At 71.0% G+C, this 16295-nt stretch carries 10 protein-coding genes; 5 read left to right on the top strand and 5 right to left on the bottom strand.

Going from position 1 to position 16295, the window contains the following annotated elements:
* Window positions 1–36 precede the first annotated feature (36 nt).
* A complete protein-coding gene (gene thiC / locus KHP12_RS26675; RefSeq protein WP_086882098.1) occupies window positions 37–1806 on the top strand; it encodes a phosphomethylpyrimidine synthase ThiC in 1770 nt (589 codons plus the stop codon).
* 134 nt (window positions 1807–1940) lie between these two features.
* Here the strand turns inward: thiC and KHP12_RS26670 are convergent, their stop codons facing one another.
* The 5 genes from KHP12_RS26670 to KHP12_RS26650 form a co-directional block, all read right to left on the bottom strand.
* Entirely contained in the window at window positions 1941–2708 is a 768-nt protein-coding gene (locus KHP12_RS26670; RefSeq protein ID WP_308289553.1) for a BRO-N domain-containing protein, read from the bottom strand.
* A 304-nt stretch (window positions 2709–3012) separates the two neighbouring features.
* Window positions 3013–4167, bottom strand: coding sequence for a serine hydrolase domain-containing protein (locus KHP12_RS26665; protein WP_167442518.1), 1155 nt, complete (start codon window positions 4165–4167; stop codon window positions 3013–3015).
* 144 nt (window positions 4168–4311) lie between these two features.
* Window positions 4312–5160, bottom strand: a complete 849-nt coding sequence (locus KHP12_RS26660; protein ID WP_086882095.1) for a hypothetical protein — start codon at window positions 5158–5160, stop codon at window positions 4312–4314.
* Window positions 5161–5351: 191 nt separating this feature from the next.
* Entirely contained in the window at window positions 5352–6620 is a 1269-nt protein-coding gene (locus KHP12_RS26655; RefSeq protein WP_086882101.1) for a metallophosphoesterase, read from the bottom strand.
* Between the two features lie 231 nt (window positions 6621–6851).
* Window positions 6852–7952: a LacI family DNA-binding transcriptional regulator gene (locus KHP12_RS26650; protein WP_086882094.1), complete on the bottom strand. Its 1101-nt coding sequence runs from the start codon at window positions 7950–7952 to the stop codon at window positions 6852–6854.
* Window positions 7953–8357: 405 nt separating this feature from the next.
* On the opposite strand from KHP12_RS26650, the gene hisC reads away from it, so the two are divergent.
* The 4 genes from hisC (at window position 8358) to cydD (ending at window position 16215) form a co-directional block, all read left to right on the top strand.
* Window positions 8358–9437 carry a histidinol-phosphate transaminase gene (gene hisC, locus KHP12_RS26645; RefSeq protein ID WP_086882093.1) on the top strand — a complete coding sequence of 360 codons (1080 nt, stop codon included), beginning with the start codon at window positions 8358–8360 and terminating at the stop codon, window positions 9435–9437.
* A 185-nt stretch (window positions 9438–9622) separates the two neighbouring features.
* On the top strand, window positions 9623–11248 hold the full coding sequence (locus tag KHP12_RS26640) for a cytochrome ubiquinol oxidase subunit I (RefSeq protein ID WP_086882092.1): 1626 nt from the start codon (window positions 9623–9625) through the stop codon (window positions 11246–11248).
* 28 nt (window positions 11249–11276) lie between these two features.
* The gene (cydB, locus tag KHP12_RS26635) at window positions 11277–12278 is read left to right on the top strand and encodes a cytochrome d ubiquinol oxidase subunit II (RefSeq protein WP_086882091.1); all 1002 of its coding nucleotides are present in this window, start codon (window positions 11277–11279) and stop codon (window positions 12276–12278) included.
* 19 nt (window positions 12279–12297) lie between these two features.
* Window positions 12298–16215, top strand: coding sequence for a thiol reductant ABC exporter subunit CydD (gene cydD / locus KHP12_RS26630; protein WP_211833849.1), 3918 nt, complete (start codon window positions 12298–12300; stop codon window positions 16213–16215).
* Window positions 16216–16295: the final 80 nt, after the last annotated feature.

Here is a 16295-nt window from a genome sequence, read left to right as displayed (position 1 = left end):
TGTTACCGGGTAATGCCGGCGTAGGGAGTGGGTCTCATGACTCAGCAGGATGCACCATCGCGCGCCGAGACGGCCGAATTCGGCTGGCATAAGGGATATGTCACGGGTTCGCGCCCGGACCTCCAGGTCCCGGTTCGCCGCGTGCACCTCACCAATGGCCAGGATGTGGCGCTGTACGACACCTCCGGCCCGTACACCGACCCCACCATGGAGACGGATGTCCGCCGCGGCCTGGCGCCGCTGCGGCAGAACTGGATCGTCGCCCGCGGCGACACCGAGGAGTACGCGGGGCGTCCCGTCCGCCCGGAGGACGACGGGATCAAGCACACCGCGCCCCGCGGGGGACTGCGCAACCTCGACGCGGTCTTCCCCGGCCGTCCGCGCCAGCCGCGGCGCGGCCGCCCGGGCGCCCCCGTGACCCAACTCGCCTATGCGCGGCGGGGCGAGATCACGGCGGAGATGGAGTACGTGGCGATCCGCGAGAACGTCTCCCCCGAGGTGGTCCGGGAGGAGATCGCGGCCGGCCGCGCCGTCCTCCCGGCCAATGTGAACCACCCGGAGATCGAGCCGATGATCATCGGCAAGCGGTTCCTGGTGAAGGTCAACGCCAACATCGGCAACTCCGCCGTCACCTCCTCCATCGAGGAGGAGGTCGAGAAGATGACCTGGGCGACCCGCTGGGGCGCCGACACGGTCATGGACCTCTCGACCGGCCGCAACATCCACACCACCCGCGAATGGGTGCTGCGCAACTCCCCGGTCCCCATCGGCACCGTGCCGCTCTATCAGGCGCTGGAGAAGGTCGACGGCAGGGCCGAGGAGCTGACCTGGGAGATCTACAAGGACACGGTCATCGAACAGGCCGAGCAGGGCGTCGACTACATGACCGTCCACGCCGGCGTCCGACTGCCGTACGTCCCGCTGACCGCCCGCCGCAAGACCGGCATCGTCTCGCGCGGCGGCTCCATCATGGCGGCGTGGTGCCTCGCCCACCACCAGGAGTCCTTCCTCTACACCCACTTCGAGGAGCTGTGCGAGATCCTCGCGGCGTACGACGTCACCTACTCGCTCGGCGACGGACTGCGCCCGGGGTCGATCGCCGACGCCAACGACGAGGCGCAGTTCGCGGAGTTGCGCACCCTCGGCGAGCTCAACCGCATCGCCAAGGAGCACGGCGTCCAGACGATGATCGAGGGCCCGGGCCATGTCCCGATGCACAAGATCAAGGAGAACATCGACCTCCAGCAGGAGGTCTGCGAGGAGGCCCCGTTCTACACCCTGGGCCCCCTCACCACCGACATCGCCCCCGCCTACGACCACATCACCTCGGGCATCGGCGCCGCGATGATCGCCTGGTGGGGTACGGCGATGCTCTGCTACGTCACCCCCAAGGAGCACCTGGGCCTGCCGGACCGCGATGACGTCAAGACCGGCGTCATCACCTACAAGATCGCCGCCCACGCGGCCGACCTGGCCAAGGGCCATCCGGACGCCCAGGCATGGGACGACGCGCTCTCCGATGCGCGCTTCGAATTCCGCTGGGAGGACCAGTTCAACCTGGCCCTCGACCCCGACACGGCCCGCTCCTTCCACGACCAGACCCTCCCGGCCGAACCGGCCAAGACGGCACACTTCTGCTCGATGTGCGGGCCCAAGTTCTGCTCGATGAAGATCTCCCAGGACATCCGCCGCGAACACGGCGGCGCGATGGACGCGGTGGAGGCGGAGGCCGAGGCCGGTATGGCCCAGAAGTCCAAGGAGTTCGCTGAGGCGGGCAACCGCGTGTATCTGCCGATCGCGGACTGAGGCGCGGACGCGTAGGCCGAAATCGCGGGTGGAACCCGGCAAAACAGCGCCCGCGGATTGAACCAGGCGATACGCTGTGGGGCGGGTCCGAAGCCGCAACTTCGATTTGCGACTTCGGACCCCTTCCCGTGCGGCTACGCGGGCGGAAGCTCAGCCACGTAGATCGGGTTGCCGCTGTCCGTCATCCCGCTCTGACGGATGCAGCGGTGCTTCTGGAGAAAACGCAGGCAGTCGTGCACCCGCTGCCGGGTGAGCCCCGTCTTGGCCGAGAGCGTCTCCAGCGAGTGGCCGACCTGGCCGGCTTCGGCCAGCGTGGGGAGGATGTAGACGGCCACCGCCCACACATCCTCGGTGATGCTCAGCCGATCTTTCCACTGTGCGAACAGGTCCTCCGTCCTGAGCCTCAGCTCCCGCTTGTCCGCCTCGGGCTCCGCGCCCGGTCGGCAGCCCAGAGCGTCGAGGATCTGTGACCAGGCCTGCTCGGACCGGTGCAGGGAATCCAGTACCTCCGTATGGAAGCGTTCGGTCCGCATCTCCAGTCGGACGATCGCGTCCATGAGCTCGCTCGGCGGAGTGGGGCGCGAGACCTCGGAGACCTCCAGCGCGTATGAGCCCTCGCGCTGGACGGTGGCGATCACTCTGGACACCCACTGTTTGAAGGGCAGGCACGCGGGCTTGGTGCAGCCGTTCACCAGCTGAATCAGCCCTTGCAGATTCACCAGATGCAAGTCTCGGCGCCACTCCCTACCTGCGGGAATGCTGAGACCGTAACGTGAGGTTACGCTCTCGAGCGTAGACTTTCCGCCAGCTTGTACATGATCTGCCAACGCCTTTCGCGGGTTGGTGTGACCGAGTTCCGCGCAGACGTCGACCGTCGGGAACCAGTGTTCGCCGTCCGGCATGGTCAGCCGACGAAGCCGGGCCCCCGTGGCCGCGTAGACGAAGTCGTTGACGTCCATGGCGTCGTGCCGGGCAGACGGACCCGGCGGTGTGTTGTGTTTGCGCATCGCGCATCACCTCCACCGACGGACGCTAAACATCACCGCCCATCAATTCCCCCGAATAGGCGGAAGTTCCCTCGATCGGTGGGTAATCCACCAATTCGATGGCGAACCGCCCGCCAGTGCTGATTCGGCTGAGCCTTCCGCTGTGTTTCACGTGAAACGTCCCATCGAGTGCGGCTTGTCTTTAGGGGACGGGCTGGATTCATGCGGTGAGTGCGGCGACGACCCGGTTGGTCATCTCCTCCTGTGTGGTCAGTGGCGTCGGGGTGTAGGACAGGATGAAGCGGAGGCCCAGGTCGCGGGTGGCGAACATGCGGGTGCGGTAGCCGGCGGTCTCGCCGGTCTTGCCCCAGAACGTCATGCCGTTCACCGTGGCCGTCTGGAGGCCCAGGCTGTAGCGGGCGGGGCTGCCGTCCAGCATGCGTACGGAGTCCGGGGGCAGGGTGAAGAGCTTGTCCAGGGCGTGGGGCGGCAGCAACGCGCCGGAGAACAGGGCGTGCTGGAAGCGGAACAGGTCGTCGAGGGTTGAGACCAGTTCGCCTTCGCCCCAGGCGGAGGATTGGTTGTACACGGTGACATCGCGCAGTGAGCCGTCGGTCATCCGTAGATAGCCGTGCACATGCGGGCCGTGGAGGCGGGGGTCCTGGCCCGGCAGCAGGGTCCTGGTGAGGCCCAGCGGGTACAGGATGCGGGACGCGATGGCCTGGCCGTAGGGGTGGGCGGTCAGCTTCTCGATGAGCAGGGCGAGCAGCACGTAGTTGATGCCCCGGTACTCCTGTTTGGTGCCCGGAGCGAACTTGAGCGGATCGTGCGTCACCGTCTCGACCCACTGTCGCGGTGTCCAGCGGTCCCATCGGTGCCGCAGGACCGCTTCCGGGGTGCTGTCGTCCGGGATTCCCCGGTGGTCGGGGAGCCCGCTGGTGTGGTGGAGCAGCTGGGCCACGGTGATGCGGCGGGCGAAGGCGGCGGGCAGCAGGTCCGGAACGTAGCGCCCGATGGGGGCGTCGAGCTCCACCCGTCCTTCGGCCCACAGCTGGAGGACCACGGTGGCCACGAACGCCTTGGTGACGCTGCCCGCGCGGAACTGGTCGTCCGGGCGCACGGGCCGTCCGCTGTCGATGTCGGCCGTCCCTGCCGTGCCGTACCAGCCGTCTCCCCGGCGGTCGACGCGCAGTTGGGCCGAGGTGGCGGGCGGGTGGGAGAGATCGCTGATCGCGGCCTGGAGGGCGGCGTCGTCGGACGCGGTGCTCGACGCGGTGGTCCTCGTCGCCGCGCGGGCGCCGGTGCTCCCGGCCACGGCCAGCAGCGTTCCGGCCGCGCAACCGCCCATGAGGGTACGTCGGGTCAAGGAAGTCATGGTCAGCCATGCTGCCGAGGCCGCCGCGCCCGGCCATCCGGGATGACCCGCACTCATACCCCTACCGCACCCGCACGGTGCCCGGACCCGCACGGTGCCCGGACCCGAACCGTGCCCGGACTCGTGCCCAGGCCCGGCCCCTGGCTAGTCCGGCTGGTGCTCCGGACCGCCGTAGTCGGGGCTGGTGTAGTCCGGGCTGCTGTAGCGGGGGCGGGCCTTGGGGCCTTCGCCGTCGGTGCTGAAACCGGGGCGGCTGTAGCCGAGGTGAGGGGTGCGGCTGATCGCCTCGGGGTTGATCGGGACGTACGCGGAGGGGGACGGGGCCGAGGGGTTGGCCAGGGCCTCGCGGAGGAACGGCAGGATGCCACGCTCCAGCAGGGCATCGCGCCAGACTTCTCTGGCGCGGTCCACCTCCTCCAGCCGCTCGCTGCGCGCCTCGCCGCGGATCGCGCTGGAGCCGTTGCGCAGCGCGGCCAGGAGCAGTCCGACCGCGGCGATCAGGATGGCCGCGGCGGTCAGCGCGGCGAAGAACCAGCCCGCGGTGACCATCGGCTGGGCGATGGACGGGGCCGGGTCGAGGACGTTGAGGACATAGCCGACGATGAGGAAGATGATCGCGGCGGTGCCGGCGAGCACCGGGGCCAGTACCGCGAGCATGGCGACGAGCCCAGCCCCGGCGGCGTCCTGCATCGCACCGGCGAGCCCCACCGTGCCGTCCGGCTGCTCGCGCTCGGCCACGTCCCCGGCGAGCGGGAAGAGCGGCGCGGGCTCGCGCAGTTTGGCGCGTGTCTCGCGGTAGGTCTGGTACTCGTCGGCCGCGCATGCCGCTATCGCGGCCGATGCCCCGAGCGCCATCGTGCGCAGCTGCTCGGCAGTGAGCCGCTGCCCGAGACCGCTGAGGTCCGGGCGACGGTCCGCGGTGCGCAGTGCCTCGTCGAGAACCCGCTCGAACTCCGGGCGGTCCTCGGTCAGCAGGTGCGGAGCGCTTTTCATGGTGCATCCCCCGATGCTCCGTAGGGCCGTGACGACCGGCTTTCGCCGGGCAGTCGGGCGGAAACGGAGGAGAGCCTGCGACGGATAAGCCGATGGTAGAGCCGATCCGGCGCGGGGTGACAGCAAGTTTCCCGAATTGCTCCCGCGACGGTGAAACCCTCTACCTGCCCCGGACAGCGTTCGCTGAATCCTCAGTTCGGCAGGGGAAGTTGAACGACCAGCAGTTTTCCGGCCATCGTGATGCCGCCGTCCATGGCCACGGCGAGATTGTCCGCGTAGACATGCGGGCCCTCGACCGCGGGCGCGCCGCCGTCCTCGCCGTCCTCGGAGCCGACCTCGCCGAGCAGATACGGGATCGGGCTGTGGCCGTGGACGATGCGCTCCCCGCCGTAGGTGTCGAGCAATTCGCGGGCCGCCGTGGGCCCGGCGTCCTCGTCGCGGAAGGCGAACCGCTTGGTGAATTTGCGGAACAGGTCCCAGCACTCGTCGGCGTCGCTGCGCTGGAGCGTCTCGGTGACGGTGTCGTTGACGGCCTCGATCGAGTCGCCGTACTCCAGATAGGCGGTGGTGTCGGAGTGGACCAGCAGATGGCCGTCCTCCTCCGCCATCGCGTCCAGCCGGGACATCCACTGGAGGTGGTGGTCCTCGAGCCGCTCCATATCGCTGCGCTGGCCGCCGTTGAGCAGCCAGGCCGCCTGGAAGGAGGCCGTTCCGGCACCGGAGTTGACCGGCGTGTCGCCGAACCGCTTGGCGCCGATCAGCAGCAGCTCGTGATTGCCCATCAGCGCCTTGCAGTAGCCGCCCGCGGCGGCGGCCTCGGCGGAGAGCTGCATGACCAGGTCGATGACGCCGATGCCGTCCGGGCCGCGGTCGGTGAAGTCGCCGAGGAACCACAACCGGGCGTTCCCCGCGGACCAGTTGCCCTTGGCGTCGATCAGGCCCTCGGCGGCGAGCGCCTCGCGCAGCTCCTCGTGGTAGCCGTGGACATCGCCCACGACGTACAGCGGGCCGGGGCCCTCGTCCTGGGCCAGCGGGCCGTCCTCGGGCTCGGGCACCGGGGTGAGCGCCACAGTGGGGCGGTCCTGCGACGGGACGAGCTGGGTGTCCTTGAGGGTGTGCCCCGGGCCCAGGATCGGGAGCCGCTCGGTCGGGGTGTACTCGGCGGGCAGGGGCGTGGGCGTGTCCGGCGCGGGCGCCCCGGGCGCCGGTGCGCCAGGAGCGGGCGCGGCGGGAGCGGGTGCGCCAGGGGCGGGCGCTGCCGGAGCCGGTGCGCCAGGCGCCGGCCCTTCGGGCGCGGGCTGCGGCACGGGCGCGGCGGTGCCCGGCGCGGCGGGCACGGACCCGGGCTCCACGGCTCCGGGCACGACCATGCCGGGCGGGGTGTACGCCCCGTACGCGGGCACAGGAGGGATCGCAGCCGTGGTCCCTGCCGTGGCTTCCAGACCGGCCCCCTGAGTCATCGACCCCTCCACCATCACGCCGCCGTGCCACCTTGTGGACCTTGCCTGGTCGACGGCGGTCCGCGGTGTCGTCCGCCCATCATAGGAATGACCGTGAGGGCTTGTGACGCACCAGGGTGCCGTCAATCGCAGCTCGCTCCTGCTTCGTCGGACTTTTATCCCGGATTGGCCCAGTAGGGGAAGCCCATTGGCCTCAGGTCCTCCTCGGGTCATCCTTGAGTCGCCCTCAGGTCAGCCTCCAGCTCGGCTGCGCGGGGCGCTGACCGTCGTACGCGGCGGACGGCGCTGTGAGGACGTCCGCACCATCAATTCGGTGGGTATGACCTGCTCAACGGGCTGGTCGGTGGCAAGGCCCTCAATGGCGTCGATGAGCAACTGGACGACCGCCGTGCCGATCCGGCGGGGTTTGAGTGAGAGGGTCGTGATGGGCGGCTCGGTGGTGCGGTAGACGGTCGATTCGCTACAGCACACCAGCAGCAGATCGTCGGGGACCCGGAGTCCGTAACGGCGGGCGGCGGCGAGCAGATCGGTGCCGTTGGGGTCGAAGAGGCCGTAGACCGCGTCGGGGCGGTCGGGGCGCGCGAGCAGCCGGTCGGCGGCGACGGCACCGGCACAAGGGTCGTGGGCCGGGTACGCCTCATAGACCGGATCCTGTCCCACCCGTTCGCACCACTGGAGGTACGCCGTGGTGGACAGCCGGGTGTAGGTGTCGGTGGAGGTCCCGGTGAGCAGTCCGATCCGGCGGGCGCCGGCCTCGGCGAGATGGTCGAGCAGTCCCAGCACCGCCGCCTCGTGGTCGTTGTCGACCCAGGCGGTGACGGGCAGGGCGCCGGCGGGGCGGCCGTCGCTGACGACGGGGATGCCCTGGCGTAAGAGCTCGGTGACGACCGGATCGTGGTCGGAGGGGTCGATCACCACGGTGCCGTCGAGGGCGACGTTGGACCACACGTCGTGGCGGGAGGTGGCGGGGAGGATGACGAGGGCGTAGCCGCGGGCCAGCGCGGCGGAGGTGGCGGCCCGCGCCATCTCGGCGAAGTAGGCGAACTCGGTGAAGGTGAAAGGTTCATCCCCGTACGTGGTCACGGTCAGGCCGATGAGGCCGGACTTGCCGGTACGGAGCGTGCGGGCCGCTGCGGACGGGCGATAGCCCAGCCGCTCGGCGACCTCGCGGACATGGCGGCGGGTGGCCTCCGGGAGCCGGCCCTTGCCGTTGAGCGCGTCGGAGACGGTCGTGATGGAGACCCCGGCGGCGGCGGCCACGTCCCGGATGCCCGCCCGCCCTAACCGGCGGCCGGCCGACCGGCTCACCTGGTGCTTCCCTGCTGCTGTCATGGCCAGCCGATAGTAGGGCGCGGGTGGGCGGGTTGCGCGATTCCGCCATCGGAATTCGGAAGGCACGTTTCTGCATGAGCGCCTTTCCCAATTCCCTTGGAAGTGAAGCCAGTTGGGGGTTCAACTGGGCCTCTGATCGCCCCTGGCATATCCACGCCTGGTGATTGATACATGTCTCGAAGAGGTCTCAACTCACCTGCACGGGTGATGCGCGCCACGGCGCTCGCCACCGGCGCGCGTGAAAAAGCGGGGCGCTCCCCCCGGCGGGCACGCGGGCGCCGGGGGCGGATACGCGGCGGCGCCCGGCGGGTACGCGAGACGGGGTAATCCTCATAAGGTGTGCAGTATTGCCGTGTGCGAACGCTGTGCACGGCCCGGGACAGGATGGGTCGAGGAGGACTGTCGGTGACCGAGAAGAGCCCCAAGCTGCGCGCCGCGCTGGACGGCATTCCGACGTACAAGCCCGGTAAGCCGGCGGCCGCGGGCGGCCCCCTGGCCTTCAAGCTCTCCTCCAACGAGAACCCCTATCCGCCGCTGGCCGGGGTGCTGGAGACCGCCGCGAACGCCGCCGCCTCCTTCAACCGCTATCCGGACCTCGCCTGCACCGCGCTGATCGCCGAGCTGGCGAGCCGCTTCGACGTACCGCTGGAGCATCTGGCCACCGGGACCGGCTCGGTCGGCGTGGCCCAGCAGCTGGTCCAGTCCACGGCGGGGCCGGGCGATGAGGTGATCTACGCCTGGCGGTCCTTCGAGGCATATCCGATCATCACTCAGATCGCCGGGGCGACATCGGTGCGGGTCCCGCTGAACGACGCCGAGGAGCACGACCTGGAGGCGATGGCGGACGCCATCACCGACCGCACCCGGCTGATTTTCGTCTGTAACCCCAACAACCCGACCAGCACCGTGGTGCGCCGGGCCGCGCTGGAGCGGTTCCTGGAGCGGGTGCCGTCCGATGTGCTGGTGGTGCTGGACGAGGCGTACATCGAGTTCATCCGGGACGAAGCGGTCCCCAACGGGATCGATCTCTACCGGGACCGGCCGAATGTGTGTGTGTTGCGCACCTTCTCCAAGGCGTACGGCCTGGCCGGGCTGCGGGTCGGCTTCGCGATCGCCCATGAGCCGGTGGCGGCGGCGCTGCGCAAGACCGCGGTGCCGTTCGGCGTCAGCCAGCTCGCCCAGGACGCCGCGGTGGCCTCGCTGCGCAGCGAGGACGCGCTGCGGGAGCGGGTGGACGCACTGGTCACCGAGCGGGGCCGGGTGTGGGAGGCGCTGACCGCCCAGGGGTGGACGGTCCCGGACTCCCAGGCGAACTTCGTCTGGCTGCGGCTGGGGGAGCGCACCGCCGACTTCGCAAAGGTATGCGAGGCGGCGGGTGTGGTGGTCCGTCCGTTCCCGGGTGAGGGGGTGCGGGTGACCATCGGCGAGCGCGAGGCGAACGAGATCTTCCTGCGGACGGCGGAGGAGTACCGCAAGGAGCTCTGAGGGCCCCATCGGCAAGGGGCCCAACGGCCCCTCCGAAAGGTGCGCAGGATACCCATACGTGCCCCATTCGCCCCCTACCACCCCCGGTGGGAGGGGGCGAAGCCATGTGCGTATCATTGCTTGTGAATGTGAATACGTTCACAAGCTCGCTCCGCGGGCAGGCACGACCGTAAGGAGAGATTCAGGTGAATCTGGCTCTGGCGCCGGAGACGCTGGCCCGATGGCAGTTCGGCATCACAACCGTCTACCACTTCCTCTTCGTGCCACTGACGATCTCTCTCGCCGCGATCACGGCGGGTCTGGAGACGGCCTGGGTCCACACGGGCAAGGAGAAGTACTTCCACGCCACCAAGTTCTGGGGGAAGCTCTTCCTGATCAACATCGCGATGGGTGTGGTCACCGGCATCGTGCAGGAGTTCCAGTTCGGCATGAACTGGTCGGACTACTCCCGCTTCGTCGGTGATGTCTTCGGCGCCCCGCTCGCGATGGAGGCCCTGCTGGCCTTCTTCTTCGAGTCCACCTTCATAGGTCTGTGGATCTTCGGCTGGGACAAGCTGCCCAAGAAGATCCACTGCGCCTGCATCTGGATCGTCTCGCTCGGCACGATCCTCTCGTCGTACTTCATCCTGGCCGCCAACTCCTGGATGCAGCACCCGACCGGCTACACCATCGACAAGGCCACCGGAAAGGCCCAGCTGACCGACATCTGGGCGGTGCTGACCCAGAACACCACCCTGGTCGTGGTCTTCCACACGCTGACCGCGGCCTTCCTCACCGGCGCCGCCTTCATCATCGGGATCTCCTCCTTCCATCTGCTGCGGGCCAAGCGCCGCCGGGAGCGCGGCGAGGAGCTGGGCGAGCGGCGGAAGAAGCAGATCGGGGCGATGCGGGCCTCGCTGCGGGTGGGTCTGGTGGTCGCGGTGATCGCGGGGCTCGGCACGGCGATCAGCGGCGACCAGCTCGGCAAGGTGATGTTCGAGCAGCAGCCGATGAAGATGGCGGCGGCCGAGGCCCTCTGGGAAACCCAGGCGCCCGCGCCGTTCTCGGTCTTCGCCGTCGGCGATGTCAGCAAGGGGCACAACAGCGTCGAGCTGGAGGTCCCCGGGGTGCTCTCCTTCCTGGCGCACAGCAACTTCACCGACTCCGTCCCCGGTATCAACGACATCGCCCAGCGGGAGGCCGACGCGTACGGCGGTCAGCCCGATGACTACATCCCCAGCATCTTCATGACCTTCTGGGGCTTCCGGCTGATGATCGGCTTCGGGATGACCTCGTTCGTCGCCGGGCTGATCGGGCTGTGGACGACCCGCCGCAAGCGGTGGCTGGCGCCCGCGTTCCGCACCGGCGAGGACGAGGTGCCCCGGCTCATGCTCACCAAGAAGCGCGAGATGAGCCCGCTGCTGTCCACCTGGTCCTGGCGGATCGGCATCCTCACCATGGGCTTTCCGCTGATCGCCAACTCCTTCGGCTGGATCTTCACCGAGATGGGCCGACAGCCGTGGGTGGTCTACGGGCTGATGAAGACCGCCGACGCGGTCTCCCCCGGCGTCAGCCAGACCGAGGTGCTGATCTCGCTCGGCGTCTTCACGCTGCTGTACGGGGTGCTCGCGGTGATCGAGGTGCGGCTGCTGACCAAGTACGCCAAGGCCGGACCGGACAGCGACGAGAAGCCGCCCGCCAAGGACCCGAAGCTGCGGCTGCCGTCGAGCGGCCCGGGGGGCCGGGGCGGTCCGGGTGGTCCTGACAGTCCGGACGGCGGGGCCTCCGCCGAGGACGAGGACGCCGACAAGCCGCTGACCTTCGCGTACTGACGGCCGGAGAGGATCACCGGAGAGGATCATGCACCTTCACGACTTCTGGTTCCTGCTGATCGCCTTCCTGTGGACGGGCTACTTCTTCCTGGAGGGCTTCGACTTCGGCATCGGCGTACTGACCAAGCTGCTCGCCCGCGACCGCACCGAGCGCCGGGTTCTGATCAACACGATCGGGCCGGTGTGGGACGGCAACGAGGTCTGGCTGATCACGGCGGCCGGGGCGACCTTCGCCGCCTTCCCCGACTGGTACGCGGCGCTCTTCAGTGGCTTCTATCTGCCGCTGCTGGCCATCCTGGTCTGCCTGATCCTGCGCGGTGTCGCCTTCGAGTACCGGCACAAGCGCCCCGAGGACCGCTGGCAGCGCAACTGGGAGCATGCGATCTTCTGGTGCTCGCTGCTGCCCGCGTTCCTCTGGGGAGCGATCTTCGCCAATCTGGTGCACGGGGTGCCGATCGGCCGGGACGGCAACTACGCGGGCGGTCTGTCGGATCTGCTCACGCCGTACGCCCTGCTGGGCGGTGCGGTCACGCTGGTGCTGTTCACCTTCCACGGCGCCGTCTTCGCCGCGCTCAAGACGGACGGGGACATCCGGACGCGGGCGCGCCGGTACGCGGCCCGGCTCGGGCCGGCCACCGTCATGGTCGCGGTGCCGTTCCTGCTCTGGACGCAGGGCGACAGCGGGAACGCCCGGAGCCTGGTGGCGGTCGTCATCGCCGTTGTGGCGCTGGCAGCGGCGCTGGTCATGAACCAGCGGGGGCGTGAGGGCTGGGCGTTCGGGCTGTCCGGGGTGGCCATCGCGGCGGCCGTCGGGATGCTCTTCCTGGCGCTCTTTCCCGACGTCATGCCCTCCTCGCTGGACCCGGCGTGGAGCCTGACGGCGGCGAACGCCGCCTCCAGCCCTTATCCGCTCAAGATCATGACGTGGGTCGGCGTCATCATGATGCCGCTGATCATGGCTTACCAGGCATGGACGTACTGGGTCTTCCGTAAGCGCATCGGCACCCGGCACATCCCCGCCGCCCACTGACACGGGTGCGGTGTTTCACGTGAAACCAATCGATCCTCGGCTGCTGCGGTACGCACGGGCCACCCGCTTCTTCCTCGCCGCCTCCGTGGCGCTGGGCCTGGCCGGGGCGGGGCTGGTCATCGCGCAGGCGATGCTGATCGCCGAGATCGTGGTGGGCGCCTTCCAGCGGGGCGACGGCGTGACCGCGCTGACGCCGCCGTTGGGGCTGCTGGCGCTGGTCGCCGTCGGCCGGGCGGTCGTCTCCTGGCTGACCGAGCTGGCCGCCCACCGGGCCGGTGCGGCGGTCAAGTCGGAACTGCGGCTGCGGCTGCTGGAGCGGGCCGTACGGCTGGGGCCGAGCTGGCTGGACTCCCAGCGGACCGGTGAACTCACCACCCTCGCCACCCGCGGCATCGACGCGCTGGACGACTACTTCGCGCGCTATCTGCCCCAGTTGGGGCTGGCCGTGGTGGTGCCGGTGGCGGTGCTCGCCCGGATCGTCACCGCGGACTGGATCTCCGCGCTGATCATCGTCGTCACGCTGCCGCTGATCCCGCTGTTCATGATGCTCATCGGCTGGGCCACCCAGTCCCGGATGGACCGGCAGTGGCGGCTGCTGTCCCGGCTGTCCGGGCACTTCCTCGATGTCGTGGCCGGACTGCCCACCCTCAAGGTCTTCGGCCGGGCCAAGGCCCAGGCCGCATCGATCCGCGCGATCACGGGTGACTACCGGCGGGCCACGCTCAAGACGCTGCGGCTGGCCTTTCTGTCCTCCCTGGCCCTGGAGCTGCTCTCCACGGTGTCGGTCGCGCTGGTCGCGGTCGACATCGGGATGCGGCTGGTGCACGGCGAGATGGACCTCTTCACCGGGCTGGTGGTGCTGGTGCTCGCCCCCGAGGCGTATCTGCCGCTGCGGCAGGTGGGTGCGCAGTACCACGCGGCGGCGGAGGGGCTGACGGCGGCGGACGAGGTCTTCGCGGTGCTGGAGCGCGAGCCCTCGGGGGTGGGCGGCTCGCCCGCCCCCGACGCCCGGGGTGCCGGGCTGGCGCTGGACGGGCTGGTGGTCCGCCACCCCGGACGTACCGAACCGTCCCTCGCCCGGACCTCGTGCGAGATCCGCCCGGGGGAGACGGTCGCCGTCGTGGGGTCGAGCGGCGCCGGGAAGTCGACCCTGCTGAACGCCGTGCTGGGCTTCGCGGCGCCGCACGAGGGCCGGGTGCTGATCGGGGACCGGGACCTGGCCTCCCTGGACCCGGAGAGCTGGCGGCGCCAGATCGCCTGGGTGCCCCAGCGCCCGTACCTCTTCGCCGGGACGATCGCGGAGAACGTACGGCCGGCCCGGCCGGACGCCGACGACGAGGCGGTGCGGGCCGCCCTGCGGGACGCGGACGCGCTGCGTTTCGTCTCCGCGCTGCCGGACGGGATCGAGACCCGGCTGGGCGAGATGGGCGCCGGACTCTCCGCGGGCCAGCGGCAGCGGATCGCCCTGGCCCGCGCCTTCCTGGCCGACCGCCCGGTGCTCCTCCTGGACGAGCCGACGGCGAACCTGGACGGCGAGACGGAGGCGTCTGTCGTCGAGGCGGTGCGCCGGCTCGCCGAGGGCCGCACGGTCCTCCTGGTCGTCCACCGTCCGGCGCTGCTGCCGCTGGCCGATCGGGTGCTGCGTTTGCCGGGGCCGGGGCCGGGCCGGGGCCCCGGGGACGCCGCTCCTGGTGGGCTGGCCGCCCTGCCTGCGGTTGGGCGTGCGTTGGCGGTGGACGGCGTCCGCCCGGGGCCGACGGTCGCTCTCCGGTCCGCCCACGACGGGGACGGCGTCCGCCGGTCCGTCGCGTATGTGGACGGGCTTCTGGGTGCCGAGGCGCGCACCTCCGCACCAGGCGCGGGCGTGGAGGCGCGGTCCGGCTCCGGGGCCGCCGGTTCTGGTGGGATGCCCCCGCTGCCCACGGATCAGCCTGCCTCGGTGGTGAATGCCGCGCGCGCGGCCGGGCGCCCGTGCGCGGGGGCGCGCGAATCCACTCCGGAGGCGGCCGCGAGCGTGGAGCGGACGCCCGCCGCGCATGGACCGACGGCGGATGCCGGAGCCGGTGGGCGGCCGGGCGAGATGCGGTACGGGCCGGACGGTACGGGCCTGAGCGCGTCGGGCGGCCCAGTGGCGTCGCACGGCGCGGCCGTGTCGTACGGCGCGGCCACGCGTCCCCGCCGGGGCGCTTTGGCGCGGGTGCGGGGGGCCGCGCGTGGGAGTCGGGGGCGGTTTGGGCTGGCGTTGTTGCTCGGGAGCCTCGCTCTGCTGAGCGCGGTCGGGCTGATGGCCGTCTCCGGGTGGCTGATCTCGCGGGCGGCGCAGCAGCCGCCGGTGCTTTATCTGATGGTGGCGGTCACCGCGACCCGGGCGTTCGGGATCGGCCGGGCCGTCTTCCGCTACGCCGAGCGCCTGGTCTCGCACGACGCCGTGCTGCGGGTGCTGGCCGAGCTGCGGGTCGCCGTCTACCGGAGGCTGGAACGGCTGGCGCCTGCCGGGCTCGGCCGGACGCGCCGCGGCGATCTGCTCTCCCGGCTGGTGGCCGATGTGGACACCGTGCAGGACTACTTCCTGCGCTGGCTGCTGCCCGTCGGCACCGCGCTGACCGTCGGCGCGGCCTCGGTGGGCTTCCTCACCTGGGTGCTGCCCGAGGCCGGGGCCGTGCTGGCGGCGGGGCTGCTGGTGGCGGGGGTCGTGGTGCCCGCCGTGTCGGGGGTGCTCGCGCGGCGCGCGGAGCGGCGGCTGGCACCGGCGCGCGGTGCCCTGTCGGCGCAGGTCGTGGATCTGCTCGAGGGGGCCGCCGAGTTGACCGTCGCGGGCGCGCTGCCGCGTCGGCTGGACACGGTGCGCCGGGCCGACGGGGTGCTCACCCGGATCGCCCGGCGGACGGCGGCCGCCGCCGGTACGGGCGCCGGGCTGTCCGCGCTGGTCTGCGGTCTTACCGTGGCGGCCGCGGCGTGGGTGGGGGTACCGGCCGTGGCGGACGGCCGGATCCACGGGGTGTGGCTGGCGGTCGTGGTGCTGACCCCGCTCGCCGCCTTCGAGGCCGTCGCGGGGCTGCCGCTCGCGGTGCAGCACCGGCAGCGGGTGCGGCGGGCCGCGGAGCGGGTGTACGAGGTGCTGGACGAGCCGCTGCCGGTGCGCGAGCCGGACGAGGCGGGGCGCGAGGAGGCGCCGAGTGCGCCGTATCCGCTGGTGCTGCGCGGGATCACCGCCCGCCACCCGGGGCAGTCCGTCCCCGCCCTGGACGGGTTCGGGCTGGAGCTGTGCCCGGGCCGCCGGGTCGCGGTCGTCGGCCCGTCGGGGGCCGGCAAGACCACCCTCGCCCAGGTGCTGCTCCGCTTCCTGGACACCGAGGGCGGTAAGTACACCCTGGCGGGCCGGAACGCCGCCGCCCTGGACGGGGACGCGGTACGGCGGCTGGTCGGCCTCTGCGCCCAGGACGCCCATGTCTTCGACAGTTCGCTGCGCGAGAACCTGCGGCTGGCGCGTCCCGGCGCGAGCGATGACGAGCTGCGCGCGGCGCTGGCCGCGGCTCGGCTGCTGGACTGGGTGGACGGGCTGCCGGACGGCCTGGACACGATGGTCGGCGAGCAGGGCGCACGGCTGTCCGGCGGCCAGCGGCAGCGGCTGGCACTGGCCCGGGCGCTGCTGGCGGACTTCCCGGTGCTGGTCCTGGACGAGCCCGCCGAGCACCTGGACCTGCCCACGGCCGACGCCCTGACGGCCGACTTGCTGTCGGCGACCCAGGGGCGCACCACCGTCCTGATCACCCACCGGCTGGCGGGCCTGGAGGCGGTGGACGAGGTGATCGTCCTCGACGGCGGATGCGCCGTCCAGCGCGGGACGTACGCGGAACTGGCCTCGGTCGAGGGTCCGTTCCGCCGGATGCTGGAGCGCGAGGCGGTGGAGGGCGGAGTCCTGGTGGGTGCTGGGTAGCCGGGTGGGGGCCAGGGGCTGTCCGGGGCCTCGTGACGCCTGCGGCGGGCTGCTCCCCGCCCCGCCCCTTCCCACAACTG

Origin of the sequence: Streptomyces asiaticus (assembly GCF_018138715.1) — a bacterium.
In the GTDB taxonomy this organism is placed as follows: Bacteria; Actinomycetota; Actinomycetes; order Streptomycetales; family Streptomycetaceae; genus Streptomyces; species Streptomyces asiaticus.
The sequence above is the reverse complement of the archived record's forward strand: the minus strand, read 5'-3'. Positions and strand labels throughout refer to the sequence as shown.

What these genes read in the sequence shown, in the direction of transcription:
- cydB (WP_086882091.1), top strand. Translation starts at nt 11,277, where the DNA reads ATGCACCTTCACGACTTCTGGTTCCTGCTGATCGCCTTCCTGTGGACG.
- KHP12_RS26655 (WP_086882101.1), bottom strand. Translation starts at nt 6,620, where the DNA reads ATGACTCAGGGGGCCGGTCTGGAAGCCACGGCAGGGACCACGGCTGCG.
- KHP12_RS26670 (WP_308289553.1), bottom strand. Translation starts at nt 2,708, where the DNA reads ATGCCGGACGGCGAACACTGGTTCCCGACGGTCGACGTCTGCGCGGAA.
- KHP12_RS26660 (WP_086882095.1), bottom strand. Translation starts at nt 5,160, where the DNA reads ATGAAAAGCGCTCCGCACCTGCTGACCGAGGACCGCCCGGAGTTCGAG.
- KHP12_RS26650 (WP_086882094.1), bottom strand. Translation starts at nt 7,952, where the DNA reads ATGACAGCAGCAGGGAAGCACCAGGTGAGCCGGTCGGCCGGCCGCCGG.
- KHP12_RS26665 (WP_167442518.1), bottom strand. Translation starts at nt 4,167, where the DNA reads ATGACTTCCTTGACCCGACGTACCCTCATGGGCGGTTGCGCGGCCGGA.
- thiC (WP_086882098.1), top strand. Translation starts at nt 37, where the DNA reads ATGACTCAGCAGGATGCACCATCGCGCGCCGAGACGGCCGAATTCGGC.